General features: G+C 70.4%; 14 protein-coding genes. 9 read left to right on the top strand and 5 right to left on the bottom strand.

The genetic code is table 11. The features are described 5' to 3' along the window. Positions 1-13: 13 nt before the first annotated feature. Positions 14-178 carry a hypothetical protein gene (locus tag ACWGSK_RS25250; protein ID WP_160049361.1) on the bottom strand — a complete coding sequence of 55 codons (165 nt, stop codon included), beginning with the start codon at positions 176-178 and terminating at the stop codon, positions 14-16. 135 nt (positions 179-313) lie between these two features. Beyond that, the gene (locus ACWGSK_RS25255; protein WP_452456942.1) at positions 314-1069 is read right to left on the bottom strand and encodes a helix-turn-helix domain-containing protein; all 756 of its coding nucleotides are present in this window, start codon (positions 1067-1069) and stop codon (positions 314-316) included. Between the two features lie 141 nt (positions 1070-1210). On the opposite strand from ACWGSK_RS25255, the gene ACWGSK_RS25260 reads away from it, so the two are divergent. Genes ACWGSK_RS25260 through ACWGSK_RS25270 form a run of 3 tightly spaced genes read left to right on the top strand, consistent with a single transcriptional unit; the run spans position 1211 to position 4328 of the window. After that, positions 1211-2209, top strand: coding sequence for an ABC transporter substrate-binding protein (locus tag ACWGSK_RS25260; protein ID WP_452456943.1), 999 nt, complete (start codon positions 1211-1213; stop codon positions 2207-2209). Between the two features lie 14 nt (positions 2210-2223). Beyond that, entirely contained in the window at positions 2224-3300 is a 1077-nt protein-coding gene (locus tag ACWGSK_RS25265) for an iron chelate uptake ABC transporter family permease subunit (protein WP_452456944.1), read from the top strand. Further along, the gene (locus ACWGSK_RS25270) at positions 3297-4328 is read left to right on the top strand and encodes a FecCD family ABC transporter permease (protein WP_452456945.1); all 1032 of its coding nucleotides are present in this window, start codon (positions 3297-3299) and stop codon (positions 4326-4328) included. Before ACWGSK_RS25265 ends, ACWGSK_RS25270 begins: the two co-directional genes overlap by 4 nt. An 81-nt stretch (positions 4329-4409) precedes the next feature. On the opposite strand, the gene ACWGSK_RS25275 is transcribed toward ACWGSK_RS25270, so the two are convergent. After that, positions 4410-5234 (bottom strand): DeoR/GlpR family DNA-binding transcription regulator, encoded by an 825-nt coding sequence (locus tag ACWGSK_RS25275; RefSeq protein WP_087100530.1) that lies wholly within the window; start codon positions 5232-5234, stop codon positions 4410-4412. Positions 5235-5401: 167 nt separating this feature from the next. On the opposite strand from ACWGSK_RS25275, the gene ACWGSK_RS25280 reads away from it, so the two are divergent. The 4 genes from ACWGSK_RS25280 (at position 5402) to ACWGSK_RS25295 (ending at position 10151) form a co-directional block, all read left to right on the top strand. Further along, positions 5402-6787, top strand: coding sequence for a homoserine dehydrogenase (locus tag ACWGSK_RS25280; protein WP_452456946.1), 1386 nt, complete (start codon positions 5402-5404; stop codon positions 6785-6787). Position 6788: 1 nt separating this feature from the next. Continuing rightward, positions 6789-8165: a GntP family permease gene (locus ACWGSK_RS25285; protein ID WP_452456947.1), complete on the top strand. Its 1377-nt coding sequence runs from the start codon at positions 6789-6791 to the stop codon at positions 8163-8165. A gap of 97 nt (positions 8166-8262) precedes the next feature. Then, entirely contained in the window at positions 8263-9504 is a 1242-nt protein-coding gene (gene otnK / locus ACWGSK_RS25290; protein ID WP_452456948.1) for a 3-oxo-tetronate kinase, read from the top strand. After that, positions 9501-10151: a class II aldolase/adducin family protein gene (locus ACWGSK_RS25295; RefSeq protein WP_358514079.1), complete on the top strand. Its 651-nt coding sequence runs from the start codon at positions 9501-9503 to the stop codon at positions 10149-10151. Before otnK ends, ACWGSK_RS25295 begins: the two co-directional genes overlap by 4 nt. Positions 10152-10248: 97 nt before the next feature. On the opposite strand, the gene ACWGSK_RS25300 is transcribed toward ACWGSK_RS25295, so the two are convergent. After that, positions 10249-10995 carry a class I SAM-dependent DNA methyltransferase gene (locus ACWGSK_RS25300; RefSeq protein WP_358514081.1) on the bottom strand — a complete coding sequence of 249 codons (747 nt, stop codon included), beginning with the start codon at positions 10993-10995 and terminating at the stop codon, positions 10249-10251. 62 nt (positions 10996-11057) lie between these two features. Further along, the gene (locus ACWGSK_RS25305; RefSeq protein WP_358514083.1) at positions 11058-13046 is read right to left on the bottom strand and encodes a S9 family peptidase; all 1989 of its coding nucleotides are present in this window, start codon (positions 13044-13046) and stop codon (positions 11058-11060) included. 96 nt (positions 13047-13142) lie between these two features. Here ACWGSK_RS25305 and ACWGSK_RS25310 point away from each other — a divergent pair, with 96 nt between their 5' ends. Then, the gene (locus ACWGSK_RS25310) at positions 13143-13622 is read left to right on the top strand and encodes a hypothetical protein (RefSeq protein ID WP_358514085.1); all 480 of its coding nucleotides are present in this window, start codon (positions 13143-13145) and stop codon (positions 13620-13622) included. Between the two features lie 303 nt (positions 13623-13925). After that, positions 13926-14465 carry a M23 family metallopeptidase gene (locus tag ACWGSK_RS25315; RefSeq protein ID WP_452456949.1) on the top strand — a complete coding sequence of 180 codons (540 nt, stop codon included), beginning with the start codon at positions 13926-13928 and terminating at the stop codon, positions 14463-14465. The last annotated feature ends 4 nt before the right edge of the window (positions 14466-14469 follow it).

Consider the following 14469-nt stretch of genomic DNA (forward strand, 5'->3'; position numbering starts at 1 on the left):
GCGCGTGGAGGTCCTACTCGTCGTCGGTGGAGGCCACCGCGTGGACGACCACGTAGCCACCGGATTGCGGCTCCGGCACCTTCTCGTCCAGTCGGACGGCCTCATCGGACCGCAGGGTCTCCAACAGACGCTCGACGTCGTCCTCCTGGCCGCGTAGCCGGAGTTTGACCCTGGACATGGTCCCCTCGATTCCCGAAGTGATGCGTGGACGGTGGGTGTGACGGGCGCGGATCCGCGCCCGTCACACCAGTGTAGAAAACAACCTACCCAAGAGATAGGAAAATCGCCCGCTCCGGCGTGTGTTCGGAAGGGGTCAGGCCGCGACCGGTGTCGCGTCGAGTGCGGCCAGGGGGTCTTCGGACAGCAGCGACTCGGGCAGGCCGCTCTCCCTGCTCAGGGCACGGAGCAGGCCGCTTCTGGTCGAATAACCCGAGACCCGGGCCGCCTCGGGCAGACCGTGGCCGGCCCTGAGCCGTTCGATCGCCGTGTTCAACCGCGCCCGGGTGCGCCATCGGGTGTAGACGAGCCCGGTCTGCTCGACGAAGAGGCGTTGGACGTGACGGACGCTGGTGTGGTGGCGTCGGGCGAGCTCCTCCAGGGTGGCCTCGGAGCGGGCGGTCTCGCGCGCGATGGCCCTGGCCACCGGATGTTCGGGCAGCGTGACGGGAAAGCGCGGCCGCGACAGCCCGCCCAGGACGGCATCGAGGGCGTCCCGGAAGGGGCGTACCTGGTCTGCGGTGGCCGGCGCCGCCCCCAGCACGGTCATGATGACCCGGGTGAGTTCGGGGACCACCCCGAGTCGATGCACCCGCTGTGGGGGCGAGGTGCCCGGGGAGAGCAGCGGCCCCAGGGCCATCCCGCCCTCTTCCAACCGCATCGAGTGGGGCACGTGCGGGGCCAGCCAGAGGTTGTGCCGGGCCCGCAGGGTGATCGATTCTCCGGCCACGACCAGTTCGGCCGCTCCGGCGACCACGTGGATCAGGTGCGGCACCTCGTGTTCGTGGGTGTCGTGTCCCAGGAACCGGATCGTGTTCTCGGGCACGACCCGGCAGAGCTGTTTCGGCGTCATCACGGCTCCAGAACATGTCATCTCGGGCGAGCACCGATGTCACCTGGGGCGCGCCCACCGGCACCAGGGATATTAGCCTAGGCTTACCTTATCTTTCCTGTCGGCCCCCCGTCTCCCCTAGCTTGTCCAGAACGAGGCCCCATGCGATCCCTCCGAGTCCCCCTTGTGCCCCTCATGTCCCTGCTCACGGTCGGATCCTTGGCCCTGAGCGCCTGCGGGGCCGGCGAAAGCACCACCGAGGCCGAGGAGGCCACCGGATCCGAAACCCGGGTCGTGGAGACCGGGCAGGGCGAGGTGAGTGTTCCCGGCGCCCCCGAGCGGGTGGTGGTCCTCAACCACGCCCTGGCCGGTTACCTCTACCACCTCGACGTTCCGGTGGTCGGGGTCATCCCCGAGACCGCCGACACCGAAGGGGCGTTCTCCGAGCACTGGGCCCAGGCCGCGGAGGAGGACGGCACCGAGATCCTGCCGTGGAGCGCGGACGGGTTCGACCTCGAAGCGATCCTGGGCCTGGAACCCGACCTCATCATCGCGGGCGGTCTCGGGTTCCCGCACTTCCAGGCGGTGGAGGCCTACGACCGGCTCGGTGAGATCGCGCCGACCGTCATCGTCGACGACACCCGCACCACCTGGCAGGACCAGTTCTCCTTCCTGGCCGAGGAGGTCTTCCAAAGCCCCGAGCACTACGAGGAACTCGCCGCGACCTACGACGAACGGGTGGAGGAGGTCGCGGCGGCCATCACCGTCCCGCCGAACCCGGCGACCTTCCTGACGGTGACCGCCGACCAGACCCCCTACGTGCTCATCGAGGACATGGGGCTGCCCGAGACGTTCGCGCGCCTGGGCTTCGAGACCGACACCCTGTTCACCGAGAACGACTTCGAGCCCTACACCGCCGGCGGTGACATGTTCGAGATCTCCAGCGAACAGGTCGGTCGGATCGTCGACGCCCCCACCGTCTTCATCATCGGTTTCCACGGTGACACCGCCGACGTGGAGAGCCTGTCGGAGTCGTCGGTCTACGCGGCGCTGCCCGCGTTCGAGGAGGGCAACGCCTACGACCTGCCCCACTGGGGCCTGCGCGGCGACTACGACGAGGAACTCGCGCTGTTGGACATCGTCGAGGAACAGTTCTCCTAGGAAGCCCCCATCACGTGCGTTCCCTCTTGAAGAACCGCGGGGAGGAACGGAACCCGCACGGGTCCACCGCCACACCGGACGAGCCCCACCGCCGAGGAATCGGCGCCCGTCCGGTGTGGCTGCTCCTGTGCCTGATCCTTCTCGCCCTGTCCTGCGCGGCCAGTCTCATGGTGGGGTCGGCCCGCCTACCGGTGTCCACCGTGTGGGCGGCCCTGACCGCCCCCGACCAGAGCATCGACCATCTGACCGTGCTCGCCCTACGCGTGCCGCGCACCCTGCTGGGCCTGCTCGTGGGCATGGCGCTGGGCGTGGCCGGGGCGCTCGCCCAGGCCCTGACCCGCAACCCCCTGGCCGACCCGGGGATCCTCGGGGTCAACTCGGGCGCCGCGTTCGCCATCGCCGTGAGCGTGACCGTGCTCGGGGTGACCCGGATCGACCAGTACCTGTGGTCGGGGTTCGCGGGCGCGCTCATCGCCGCCACGATGGTCTACCTCGTCTCCGCTCGTGGGCCGGGTGGGGCGACGCCGTTGCGGCTGGTCCTGGTGGGGGTCGCGTTGGGCGCGGTCTTCAGCGGAGCCGCCTCGGCGCTGACCCTGGTCGACCCCGAGAGCTTCGACCGGATGCGCTACTGGGAGGCCGGCACCCTGGCCGATCGCCCCGAGGGCACCGTGGCGGCCATCGCCCCGTTCGTCCTGGTGGGCCTCGTACTGGCTCTGGCGCTGACCCGTTCGCTCAACGCGCTGGCCCTGGGCGAGGAGCTCGCCCACGCCATGGGGGCGCGGGTGGCCCTGACCTGCGCGTTCGGGATCGTGGCGATCACGGTGCTGTGCGGTGCGGCCACCGCGGCGGCCGGTCCCATCTCCTTCGTCGGGTTGATGGTGCCGCACGCGGTGCGCATGATCACCGGCCCGGACCAACGGTGGATCCTGTCGTTCACGTTGGTGGCGGCGCCCGCGCTGGTCCTGCTCTCCGACGTCATCGGGCGTCTGGTGGTCTGGCCGGGCGAACTCCAGGTCGGTGTCGTCACCGCGTTCCTGGGCGCGCCCGTGCTCATCATGTTGATTCGACGGACGAAGGCGAACGCGCTGTGAGGGACACGATCGTGCTGAGGGCCGGGAGGGTGAGCGTGCGCTCCTCCCGGCGGGCCCTCATCGTCTACGGGATCATGCTCCTGGCGCTGCCGGCCTGTGTCCTGATAGCGCTTTCCATGGGTTCGCGCGTCATTCCGATCCCGGAGGTGATCGGTGCGCTGGCTCCGGGCTCGGAGGGACCGAACCGGCTCGTGGTGGTGGAGTGGCGGGCGCCCCGGGCCGTCGCCGCCGCCCTGTTCGGTGCCTGTCTGGGGTTGAGCGGCGCCCTGTTCCAGTCGCTCACCCGCAACCCGTTGGGCAGCCCCGACATCATCGGGCTCAACTCCGGCGCCTACACGGGTGTGGTGTGCGTGATCATGCTGGGCGGCAGCGGCTATCCGACGTTGGCCGGCGGCGCGGTGCTGGGCGGCCTGGGTACTGCGCTGGCGGTGTACCTGTTGGCGTTGCGACAGGGGATGCGGGGGTTCCGGCTCATCATCGTCGGCATCGCGGTCGGCGCGATGCTGTCCTCGGTCAACACCTGGTTCTCGGTCAAGGCGGACCTGGACGTGGCCCTGCGGGCCGCGATCTGGGGCGCCGGCACCCTGAACGGGGTGGGTTGGCCGCCGGTGGGGGTGTCCGCCGCCATGGCCGTCCTGCTCTTCCTGGCCCTGCCGGCGCTCGGCCGCCGGATGCGTCAACTGGAGCTGGGCGAGGACACCGCGGCGATGTCGGGGGTTCCGGTGGAGGCCACCAAGGCCCTGATGGTGGTGATCGGTGTCGGTTTCACCGCGGTCGTGACGGCGGTGACCGGACCGATCGCGTTCGTCGCCCTCGTCGCCCCTCAGATCGCCCGCAGGCTGACCCGGCACGGCGGCATCGCGGACCTGACCGGGTCGGCCCTGGCGGGCGCGTTGTTGCTGTCGATGGCCGACCTCATCGCCCGGTACGCGATCCCGGGCATCGCGCTGCCGGTGGGCGCGGTGACCGTGTGCCTGGGCGGCGGCTACCTGGTGTGGTTGCTGTTCCGCGAGAGCGGCCGTTCCTGACCCGCGCCCGCGTGCCCCGCCGAACGAAGTGCGTCCGGCGGGGCACGCGGAACGAGGTGGGTCCGAGCGGGAGGGCCTTCCTCAGGCCGAGGCGGTGGAGGCCTCCTCCGAGTCGGTCTCGTCACCGCCGGTTTCGCGCCGGGGTGTGACGATCTCCAGGGGGACGCCGAGTTCGCGGACCGCCCGCGCCGAGGCGTCCGGAAGACGGTCGTCGGTGATCACCGAGGTGAACCCGGTGAGCGGTGCGACCTTGAACGTGCCGAAGGCGCCGTACTTGTCGGCGCCCGCCACCAGGACGGAGGACGAGGCCGCGGCCATGGCCGCGCGTTTGACCGCCACCTTCGAGCGGGAGGGGGTGGTCGAGCCGCGATGGAGGTCCCATGAGCTCGTCGACACGAAGGCGACGTCGATGTTGAACTCGGCGACCATGTCGGCGGCGATGTCACCGATCGAGGACCGGTTCTCGCGGTCGATCTGACCCCCGACCAGGTACAGGGTCACGTCGGGGTGATCGGTGAGGGAGGCGGCGGTGGTGAGGTCGTTGGTGATGACGGTCAGTCCGGTGACGTGCCACAACAGCGGCACGAGCTGGCCCAGGGTGGTGCCCGCGTCCAGGTAGACGGTCTGGCCCTGCCCCACGAGTTCCGCCGCCGCGTGCGCCATGGCCCGCTTCTCCGCCAGGTCCACCCGGGACTTGTCCCGGTAGGAGGGTTCGGAGCGCACCTGTGAGGCCAGTTCGACCCCGCCGGGGACCGAGCGGACCTTGCCCTCCTCCTCCAACGTCATGATGTCGCGGCGCACCGTCATGTGTGAGACGTCGAGGATCTCGCACAGCTCTCTGACGCTCAGCACGCCCGTGCCGCGCAGCTCACGTAGGAGCAGGTCACGCCGTTGCGCCGGGATCATCGTCCTCCTTCAGGTCTGTTCACACTCATCATGGTACCGATAGTTCCCAGATGATCCCAACTGTGAGTATTGTTGACTCATATGTTCCGTTAGTGTTAAAACTCTGCTCATTGCCTTCGCGACCCCGGCACACCACGTGCCACTCGTGAGGTGAGAGAAGGAGAACCATGGAAGGCACCGACGCCACCTCCCCGCCGCCCTCCCCCGTGCGGTACGCGCTCACCGGAGCACGGGGCGGCTTCGCGCGCACGCTGCTGGCACAGACCACGCGCATCGAACGGCTGCACCCCGCGGTCCTGTGCGACCTCGACACCACCGGGACCATCGACCTGTGCGTGGAGCTGGGCTATGACCGCTCCGACCTTCAGGTGTGCGCCACCCCCGAAGAGGTGGCCGCCCTGGCCCCGGACCGGATCGCGGTCGTCGCCGACGTCGCCCTGCTCACCCGGGCCGATCACGACGTGCTCGTCGAGGCCACCGGGAACCCGCGAGTGGGCACCGAGGCCGCACGCGGGGCCATCGAGACCGGACGCCACGTGGTCATGGTCTCCAAGGAGGTCGACTCCGTCGCGGGCATCGCCCTGGCCGACCTCGCCCGCGAACACGACGTGGTGTACACCCCCGGCATCGGCGACCAGCCGGCCAACCTCATCGAGTGGTACGAGCGCGCCCTACGGCTCGGGCTCGACGTCGTGGCGATCGGCAAGTCCGGCGAGTACGACCTGGTTTTCGACCCCGCCACCGGGCGGGTGCGCCAACTCGACCAGGAGATCGAGGCCCCCGAACTGGCCGACCTGGCGACCCTGGGCGAGGACGTTCCGGCGACCCTGGCCGCGCGCGCCCGCGCCGTGGCCGGTCTCAAGCGTTCGGCCGCCGCCGACTACTGCGAGATGGCGGTCGTGGCCGGCCACACCGGCCTGGTGCCGGACGTGGAGTCACTCCACTACCCCGTCGCCCGTGTCGCCGAACTGGCCGACGTCTACGCCCGCGAAGAGGACGGGGGCATCCTCACCGCCGACGGCGTGGTGGACGTCTTCAGCGTGCTGCGCCTGCCCGAGGAGGCGTCCTTCGCCGGTGGGGTCTTCGTCGTCGTGCGCACCGGGGACCCCGTCACCTGGGAACTGCTCGCCCAGAAGGGGCACGTCGTCTCCCGTTCCGGGCGTTACGCCTGCATGTACCTGCCCTACCACTTCATGGGGGTCGAGACGCCGCTGAGCCTGCTGGACGCGGTCGACCACCACCGCGGGGCCGGTCGTCGCCATCCCGCCCCGCACGCGGTCCTGGCCGGGCGCGCCCGGGAGGCCCTGCGTGCGGGCACCCGACTCGACATGGGCGGGCACCACCACGAGGTCGAGGGTGTGGCCGCGGTCCTGCTGGACACCGCGCACGCCCCCCAGGACGTGGCCCCGCTGTACCTGGCGGCGCACGCCACCCTGGCCCGCGACGTCCCCGCCGGCGCCCTGATCGGGATCGACGACCTCGCCGACCCCGACACCACCCTCCTGCACGCGTGGCGCCACGCCCGCACCCGCATCAGCGATCGGAACCGATGACATGTCCGACCTCTCCACCCTCCTGGCGTTCCTGGCCGCCATCATCGTCCTGATCCTGCTCATCGCACGGTTCAAGGTCCATCCCGTGGCCACGCTGTTCATCGTGGTCGTGGCGCTCGGACTCGTCCTGGGCATGGGCGGGAAGGCCACCATCGAACTGGTCAAGGAGGGCTTCGGCAGCACCCTGGCCAGCGTCGGTCTGCTGGTCATCTTCGGCTGTGTGCTCGGCAAGATGCTCGAACTGAGCGGCGCCGCCATGAAGATCACCGAGACCGCGCTGCGCATGTTCGCCGAGAAGCGCGTCCCCTGGGCCATCGCCCTGGCCTCGACCGTCCTGGGCATCCCGCTCATCGCCGACACCGCGGTGGTCATGTTGATCCCGATCGTGTCCGCGCTGGCCTACCGCACGGGCATCTCGATGATGAGGCTGGGACCGATCCTCTACATCGGCGCCTACGTCATGACCTCGGTGGTCCCTCCCGGTCCCGGTCCCCTCGCGTCCGCCTCCCTGTTGGAGGTGTCCATGGGCGAGGCCATCCTCTACGGACTCATGGTGGGCGTTCCCGGTGTGCTGGCGGCGACCCTCTACCTTTCCCGGATCAAGACCCACGTGGCGCCCAAGCCCGAGTTCGTCGAACACCTGGTGAACGCCGGCGGTTCCGCCGGCGGCGGTGGCTCGGGTGCCGCCGCCGACAACGGGACCGACACTCCCCGGGTGGGGTTGTTCGGCTCCCTGGTGCCGATCCTGGCCCCCATCGTCCTCATCGTCTTCGCCTCGTTGACCGCCCCGGTCCTGCCCGAGGGCTCCTGGTTCACCGGCCTGGTGCTGTTCCTCGGCGAGCCGACCCTGGCCCTGTTCCTGGCCTGCCTGCTGGCCCTGCCGCTGTTCCGCGGCCGCTGGCGCGACAAGGAGACCCTGAACGACCTGTTCGAGTCCGGGCTGCGCATCGCCGCGATGCCCCTGGCCCTGACCGGTGTGGGCGGCGCGCTGGCCACCATCATCCGGGAGACCGGTGTGGCCGAGAGCGTGGCCGGGAGCATCGAGAGCACCGGCCTGTCACCGATCATCGTCCCGTTCCTGGTGGCCGCCGCCGTGTGTTCGATCACCGGTTCCAACATCCTCGGCGTGATGACCTCCGCGGCCATCATGCAGCCCTTGATCCCCTCGCTGGACCTGTCGCCCCTCGTGGTCTACCTGGCCTGCGCGACCGGTGCGCAGATCATGAAGCACGCGAACTCCTCGGGCTTTTGGGTCACCACCACGCTGTCCAACATGACGGTGGGTCAGGGCATCCGTTCCATCGGGATCGCCTCGCTGATCTCGGGTGTGACCGGGTTCGCCGTGCTCTACGCCATGGTCGCGCTGGGCGTGGTCTGATCCGCCCTCCCCCTCGACCGCTCCCCGCCCGGGCCACCGTGCCGCGCGGCACGGGAGCGGTCGTCACCGCTGTAAGAACCGACCACAGGAGGACCCCATGGCTACCCTCGGCGTGATCGCCGACGATCTCACCGGAGCGACCGACATCGCGATCACCCTCACGACGGCCGGCTTCCGGACCACCGTCGTCCTGGGCGACGAGGGCACCGTCGGGACGATCCCCGTCCCCGACGGGACCGACGCCGTGGTGGTGGCGCTGAAGTCGCGCACCGTGCCCGTGGACGAGGCCGTCAAGGTCTCCCTGGACGCGTTGGCCGCGCTGCGGCGTGCCGGTTGCGAACGGTTCTACGTCAAGTACTGCTCCACCTTCGACTCGACCCCGCGCGGCAACATCGGCCCCGTCTGCGAGGCGGTGCTCGACGCGCTCGACGAACCGATGACGGTGGTCGCCCCGGCGTTCCCCGCCAACGGGCGCACCGTCTACCGCGGTCACCTCTTCGTGGGCGACGACCCCCTCGACGAGTCACCGATGCGCCACCACCCGTTGACCCCCATGACCGACTCCAGCCTGCTGCGGCTCCTGGCCCCACAGGTGAGCGGGGGAGGCGACGAGGTCGCGCTCGTGCCCTGGCCCGTGGTGGACCGGGGGGTCGACGCGGTGCGCACCGCCCTGGAACGGGCCCGGGCGGCGGGAGCCCGGTTCGTGATCGTCGACGCCTTGAACGAGGCCGACCTGGACACGCTGGCCCGAGCGAGCGAACACCTGGGCGTGCTCACCGGAGGAAGCGCCCTGGCCGCGGGGCTGCGCGGCCCCCGAACCTCGGGTCCAGGCGCCATCAGCCTGCCCGACGGACCGCGCGTGGTGCTCTCCGGCAGCGCCTCCCGGGCCACTCAGGGGCAGGTGCGCCACGCGCTCGCCCACGGTGACGGTCACCGGCTCCTCCCCTCCGAGCTGCGCGCCGACTTCGACGGGGAGGTCTCTCGGATCGTGGACCGGGCCCTGGAGGGTGGTTCGGCCCCGTTCGTGGTCTACGCGACCGCCGCGCCCGAGCACGTCGTGGACACCGCGGACGCCCCGTTGATGGAGGAGGCCCTGGCCCTGGTCGCGAAGCGGCTGGTCGAGGCGGGGGTGCGTTCCCTTCTCGTCGCGGGTGGTGAGACCAGCGGCGCCGTGGTGCGAAGCCTGGGTGTGGGCCCACTGGCGTTGGGTCCCGAGGTGGACCCCGGTGTGGCGTGGATGCTCGCCGAACGGGGCGACGACGCCCTGCACCTGATGCTCAAGTCCGGCAACTTCGGTGCCGAGGACCTCTTCGTACGCGCGTGGAAGGCGGGACGGTGAAGCTTCGTTTGGAGGAGGCCGCCGAGGAACTGTGCGCGGTGGGCCGACGCGCCGTCGAATCCGGGCTGAGCCCGGGGTCGTCGGGGAACGTGTCGGTGCGCGTCGGCGACCGGATCCTGATGAGCCCCACCGGGGTCTCCCTCGGTGACCTGGGGCCGAGGGGGCTGTCCGTGCTGGACGAGCGCGGGCGGCATTTGGAGGGGCCATCGCCCTCCAAGGAGTTCCCCCTGCACCTGGCGATGTACGACAGGGTCCAGGGATCGGGGGCGGTGCTGCACCTGCACTCACCGCACACCACGGCGGCCTCCTGCCTGCCCGCCTGGTCGACGGCCTCGGCCCTGCCGCCGATCACCCCCTACCTGGTGATGCGGGTCGGTCAGGCGCCCCTGGTCCCCTACGCCGCGCCGGGCAGTGACCGGTTGGCCGAGAACGTGGCCGGGTTGCCCGGTCGGTTCCGCGCCGCGTTGTTGGCCAACCACGGTTCGTTGGTGGCGGCCGACGACGCGGCCGGCGCCCTGGAGGGGGCCGTGGAGCTGGAGGAGGCCTCGCGCATCGTGGTGGCGCTTCAGGGCCGGGAGTTCTCGGTCCTGTCCGCCGAGGACGTGCGGGAACTGACCCTGCGCTACGGGACGACCTGGGACCTGTGAGCGTTGACCGTCCTCGAACCCGGTCCGGGTTCGAGGACGGGACCGGACGCGGTCCCCGGGACACCGAGCGGAATCCCCACGTGCGCGATCATGGTGTTCACCGTGCGGTGGGCAAGCGATAGACGGACACGTGGGAGGGGGACTCGGCGATGAACGCGCCGCCACGCCAGTCCGCGTGACGGGATTCGAGGGCGAAACCGGCGATGTGCGCCATGAGGTCGAGTTCGGCCGGCCACACGTACCGGTGCCGGGAGCGGAACAGTCGGGCCCGGCGGCTCTCGTCGAAGGAGAAGTGGTGCGAGGTCAGATGCTGACGCACGACGTCGTAGGTGTCCAGCCCCACGTATCCGTCCTCGGAGGCGAAGACCGCGGCCTCCTGTCCGGGCGGGAGGCGCCGCAGGTCGGGCACGCCCAGTTCCACCACGAACCGCCCCCCGGGTGAGAGGTGACGGGCCGCGTTGCGGAAGCACTCGACCTGTTCGGCCTGGGTGAGCAGGTTGGAGATCGTGTTGAACACCAGGTAGACGAGGGCGAACTCGCCCGGCACGACGGTGGTGGCCATGTCCCCGAGGGTCACCGGCAGCGCGTCTTCGTCGACCTTGGCACGCAAGCGTTCGACCATGTGCTCGGACAGTTCGATGCCCTGGACCGGCACGCCCCGTTCGAGGAGCGGTACGGCCACCCGGCCGGTGCCCACCGCGAACTCCAGGGCGGCGCCCCCGCCGGCGAGTTCGGCCAGTCGGTCCACGGCCGGGCCGAGTACCTCGGGGGCGAACATGCCCTCACCGGGGGTGTCGTATTCGGCCGCGGCCTCGGCGTCCCACACGTTCTCGCTTTCGCCCATGCCGGCACGGTAACTCCGGGCCCTGGCCCGGAGCCACCGGTTTTCTCAGAGCAGGGGGCCGGTCACCAGGGCAGGACGTCGGGAACGGGGTCGGCCCCGAGCACGTGCTGATCGCAGAACGCGAGCACCGCCTCGTTCCACACGCGGATGTTGGACGGGGTGAGCACCCAGTGGTTCTCGCCGGTCATCTGCAGGAACCGGTGCGGCAGCGTCTCCGGCGGGCCGTCCCAACCCGAGACCAGATCCCACCACATCCGCAAAGCCTCACCGATCGGCACCCGGTAGTCCCGGTCCCCATGCGAGATCAACACCGGGGTGGTCACACGCGCCGCGCCGTTGTGCGGGGAGTTGGCCCGGTACCACTCGGGGTCGTCCTCCTCGTGGCCGTGCACGCGCGTCTTCTCAGCCGCCGCGTCGGTGGTGCGGTGCTGCTGCTCCAGCGCCCACGGCCCGGCGTGGGTGACGATCGCCGAGAAGCGATCGGTGTGTCCGGCGATCCAGTTGGCCATGAAGCCGCCGAAGGACGCACCGAGGAGCGCGGTGCGGGAGGCGTCCAGTTCCGGGCGCTCCAGCACCTGGTCGAGCAGTGTCTCGCATTCGCGGTAGACCACGTCCGGCCGCCTGGGCCAACCTCGGTTCAGGCCGGCGTTCCCGTAGCCGGTGGACATGGCGGGGTCGGGCATGAGCACGGCGTAGCCACGGGCGACGGACAACCACGGGCACCACCGCCAACTCCACGCATTGAAGGAGGTGTGCGGTCCGCCGTGGATCCACAACATCGTCGGAGCCCGTGTGGCCGAGGAAGCGCCTTCCGGCAGGCACAGCCACGCACCGACGCGTACACCATCGACCTCGGTCCACACCCGTTCCAGGTCGCCCGGCAACGCCGCCACCGAACCGGGCGCCGGGAGTTCGCGCGATTGACCCTCCGGCGTCGATCGCACCGGTCGCGCAGGCGTGGTGATGTCGGAACGCAGCGCGTACACGGAACCGTCCGGTGCCGGGGCCAGGGAGGAGAACACCGCTCCGTCCACCAGGGTCCGCACCCGTGCGGTGCGCGGGTCCACGGTGAGCACCGCGCCGGAGGAGTGCAGGTCACCGGCGACCAGGAGGGTTCCGTCGGGGCGCCACGCGTATTCGCGGATCGTGAGGTCACCGACGTCGACGTTCACCGGTGCGCCGTCCGACAGCGGGTGGATCCACAGGGAGCCGTAACCGGTGTCGGTGGGGGTGGAGATCGTCCGCCGTGTCACCGCGCAGTGGGCGCCGTCGGGAGAGAGCAGCGGGGATCCGTACTCCTGGTCGTCGTCGGCCGCCAGCAAGGTGGTCCGCTTGTGGGTCACGGTGTCGATCAGGACGATGTCGGTGCGGGTCTGCCCACCTCGGATCCGTTCGGTCCAGGTCGTCACGACGGTGCGACCGTCCGCGGACAGGTCGGCCGACGCTCCGTTCAGCGCCACGGTGTCGGCGTCTTCGGTCAGGTCGGTGATCTCACCGTCCGGGGAGACGAGCACCAGGCGTGGGCTGAGGTCGCCGAGCGCGTGATCCCAGTGGCGGACCGGCATGCCGGTGTGCCAGATGGTGGACCGTCCGGCGTCCTTGCGCGCGCTTCGCAGCCGAGCGTCATCGCCCAGGTCGGCCCCGACCGTCACACTCGTCGTCGCCAGGATCGAACCGTCGTCGGCGACGCCGGCGACTTGGAGGCCTCCGGCGGTTCGGGCGAGCGGGCTCGCCTCCCCGTGCTCGGGCAGGCGCCAGATCGCCGTGGTGTCCTCTCCCTGCCCGCCCTCGGGGTCCGGGCGCCCGGAGGTGAACAGCAACGAACCGTCGGGGGCGAACCGCGGCGCGCTCTCTCCGCGTTCGGAGAAGGTGAGTCGGCGAGCCGGGGCCAGGCCCTCCGGGTCGAGTTCCCACAGGGCCGACGCGAACCTCGAACCGGACTCGTCGGGCTGGGAGACGGCGGCGACCACCCGACCTCGGGGTCCGACCGCCACGGCGGAGATTCGGGGGATCCGGACGAAGGCTTCGATGTCGCTGAAGTCGGAGAACACCGCCTCACGCTATCGGAGGCACCCGTCTCGGAGATCGTCAGGGCATTGAGTACGCGCACTCACGCGGACCGGACCCGATTCGACCACTATGGGGGCATGAACGAGACCTCGACTCACACCCCTCACCGCCCCCGGTCGGTCCCGGTTCTACAGACGGTCGCGCTGCTGGTGGGGTCGGCGATCTCCACTTGGTGGCTGACCTACACCCGTCCCGAGGAGGTCGCCGCCGCCGAGGGCTTCCCCTTGTCCGAGGCCGATTACGCCATCGATCCGCTCATCCTCCCCGCCTGGGCCGAGACCCTCCTGGGGGTGGGCGCTCTGCTGCTCACCGTGGCGATGGCGATCCTGCTGGTGCGCGCGGTGGCCGGCGGTCGGCTCGCGCCTCGTTGGGGCCTGGTGATCCTGTTGCTGACCCCGATCCCGATGATGGGCGGCGTGTGGTGGATGATCGCCACCGCTCCGGGCATCGGGGCCAACATCGGTCTGGGGTTGGCCGCCATGACGTTCGGTCCGGCGATCCTGATCCTGCTCGTCGCCGCGGCCGTCACCGCGATCCTGGCCCCGCGCGCCCGTTGACCGTCCCGTTGGCCGGCTCCGGGTTCGCGTGCCACCCCGCGGTACTGGTCGACCTCGGCGGACGTATCGGCTGCCCCGCAAGGATGTCGTGGTCTCGCACCGGGTCTTGCCAGAGCACCGAAGCACCCACGGTGCGCTTCCGGTGCCCGCTCTCGCGATCGGCGGGCGGGGGCGTGGACAAAGAAATTCTTCGGCGATGACCTGCTCCAACGAAACAAACCGACATGGGGATGGGTTCGTGGCCGGTGAACGGGTAGCCGCCTCGTGGGGTCTCGCAACCCCGCTCTGCGAGAAAGGACCCGAATGAAGCTCCCTCGAACCCTCAAGCGGATCGCGACCGCGGCCGCCGCCACCCTGTTCCTGAGCGTGCTCGCCCCCGCGGGCGCCTCCGCCGACGACCTGTCCGTCGCCGACCTGAACCTGCGCACGCCCTTCGAGTGCGGTCAGGTCTGGAACGCCAACACCCGCACCAACCACAACCCGCTGCTGTCCGTCGACTTCCAGCGCTCCGACGCACAAGGGCAGAGCGTGCTCTCCAGCGCTTCGGGCACCGTGACCACGGTCGCCGACCTCGGCAACAAGAGCTACGGCCGTTACATCGTCATCGACCACGGCGACGGTGTCTCGACCCTGTACGCCCACCTGCAGACCCAGTCGGTGGCGGTCGGTGACAGCGTCTCCACCGGCACGGCGATCGGCACCGTCGGCAGCACCGGTGGCTCCACCGGACCGCACCTGCACTACGAACAGCGCGTCGGCGGCACGGTCGTGGAGGTCGTGCTCAACGGGGTGGAGGTCTACTACTACGGCAACACCACGATCACCAGCAGCACCGGCTGCTGACACC

The organism is Nocardiopsis sp. NPDC055551 (assembly GCF_053619415.1).

Coding starts and splice junctions, on each gene's coding strand:
- ACWGSK_RS25250 (WP_160049361.1), bottom strand. CDS start 178: ATGTCCAGGGTCAAACTCCGGCTACGCGGCCAGGAGGACGACGTCGAG.
- ACWGSK_RS25255 (WP_452456942.1), bottom strand. CDS start 1,069: ATGACGCCGAAACAGCTCTGCCGGGTCGTGCCCGAGAACACGATCCGG.
- ACWGSK_RS25260 (WP_452456943.1), top strand. CDS start 1,211: ATGCGATCCCTCCGAGTCCCCCTTGTGCCCCTCATGTCCCTGCTCACG.
- ACWGSK_RS25275 (WP_087100530.1), bottom strand. CDS start 5,234: ATGATCCCGGCGCAACGGCGTGACCTGCTCCTACGTGAGCTGCGCGGC.
- ACWGSK_RS25280 (WP_452456946.1), top strand. CDS start 5,402: ATGGAAGGCACCGACGCCACCTCCCCGCCGCCCTCCCCCGTGCGGTAC.
- ACWGSK_RS25285 (WP_452456947.1), top strand. CDS start 6,789: ATGTCCGACCTCTCCACCCTCCTGGCGTTCCTGGCCGCCATCATCGTC.
- otnK (WP_452456948.1), top strand. CDS start 8,263: ATGGCTACCCTCGGCGTGATCGCCGACGATCTCACCGGAGCGACCGAC.
- ACWGSK_RS25300 (WP_358514081.1), bottom strand. CDS start 10,995: ATGGGCGAAAGCGAGAACGTGTGGGACGCCGAGGCCGCGGCCGAATAC.
- ACWGSK_RS25310 (WP_358514085.1), top strand. CDS start 13,143: ATGAACGAGACCTCGACTCACACCCCTCACCGCCCCCGGTCGGTCCCG.
- ACWGSK_RS25315 (WP_452456949.1), top strand. CDS start 13,926: ATGAAGCTCCCTCGAACCCTCAAGCGGATCGCGACCGCGGCCGCCGCC.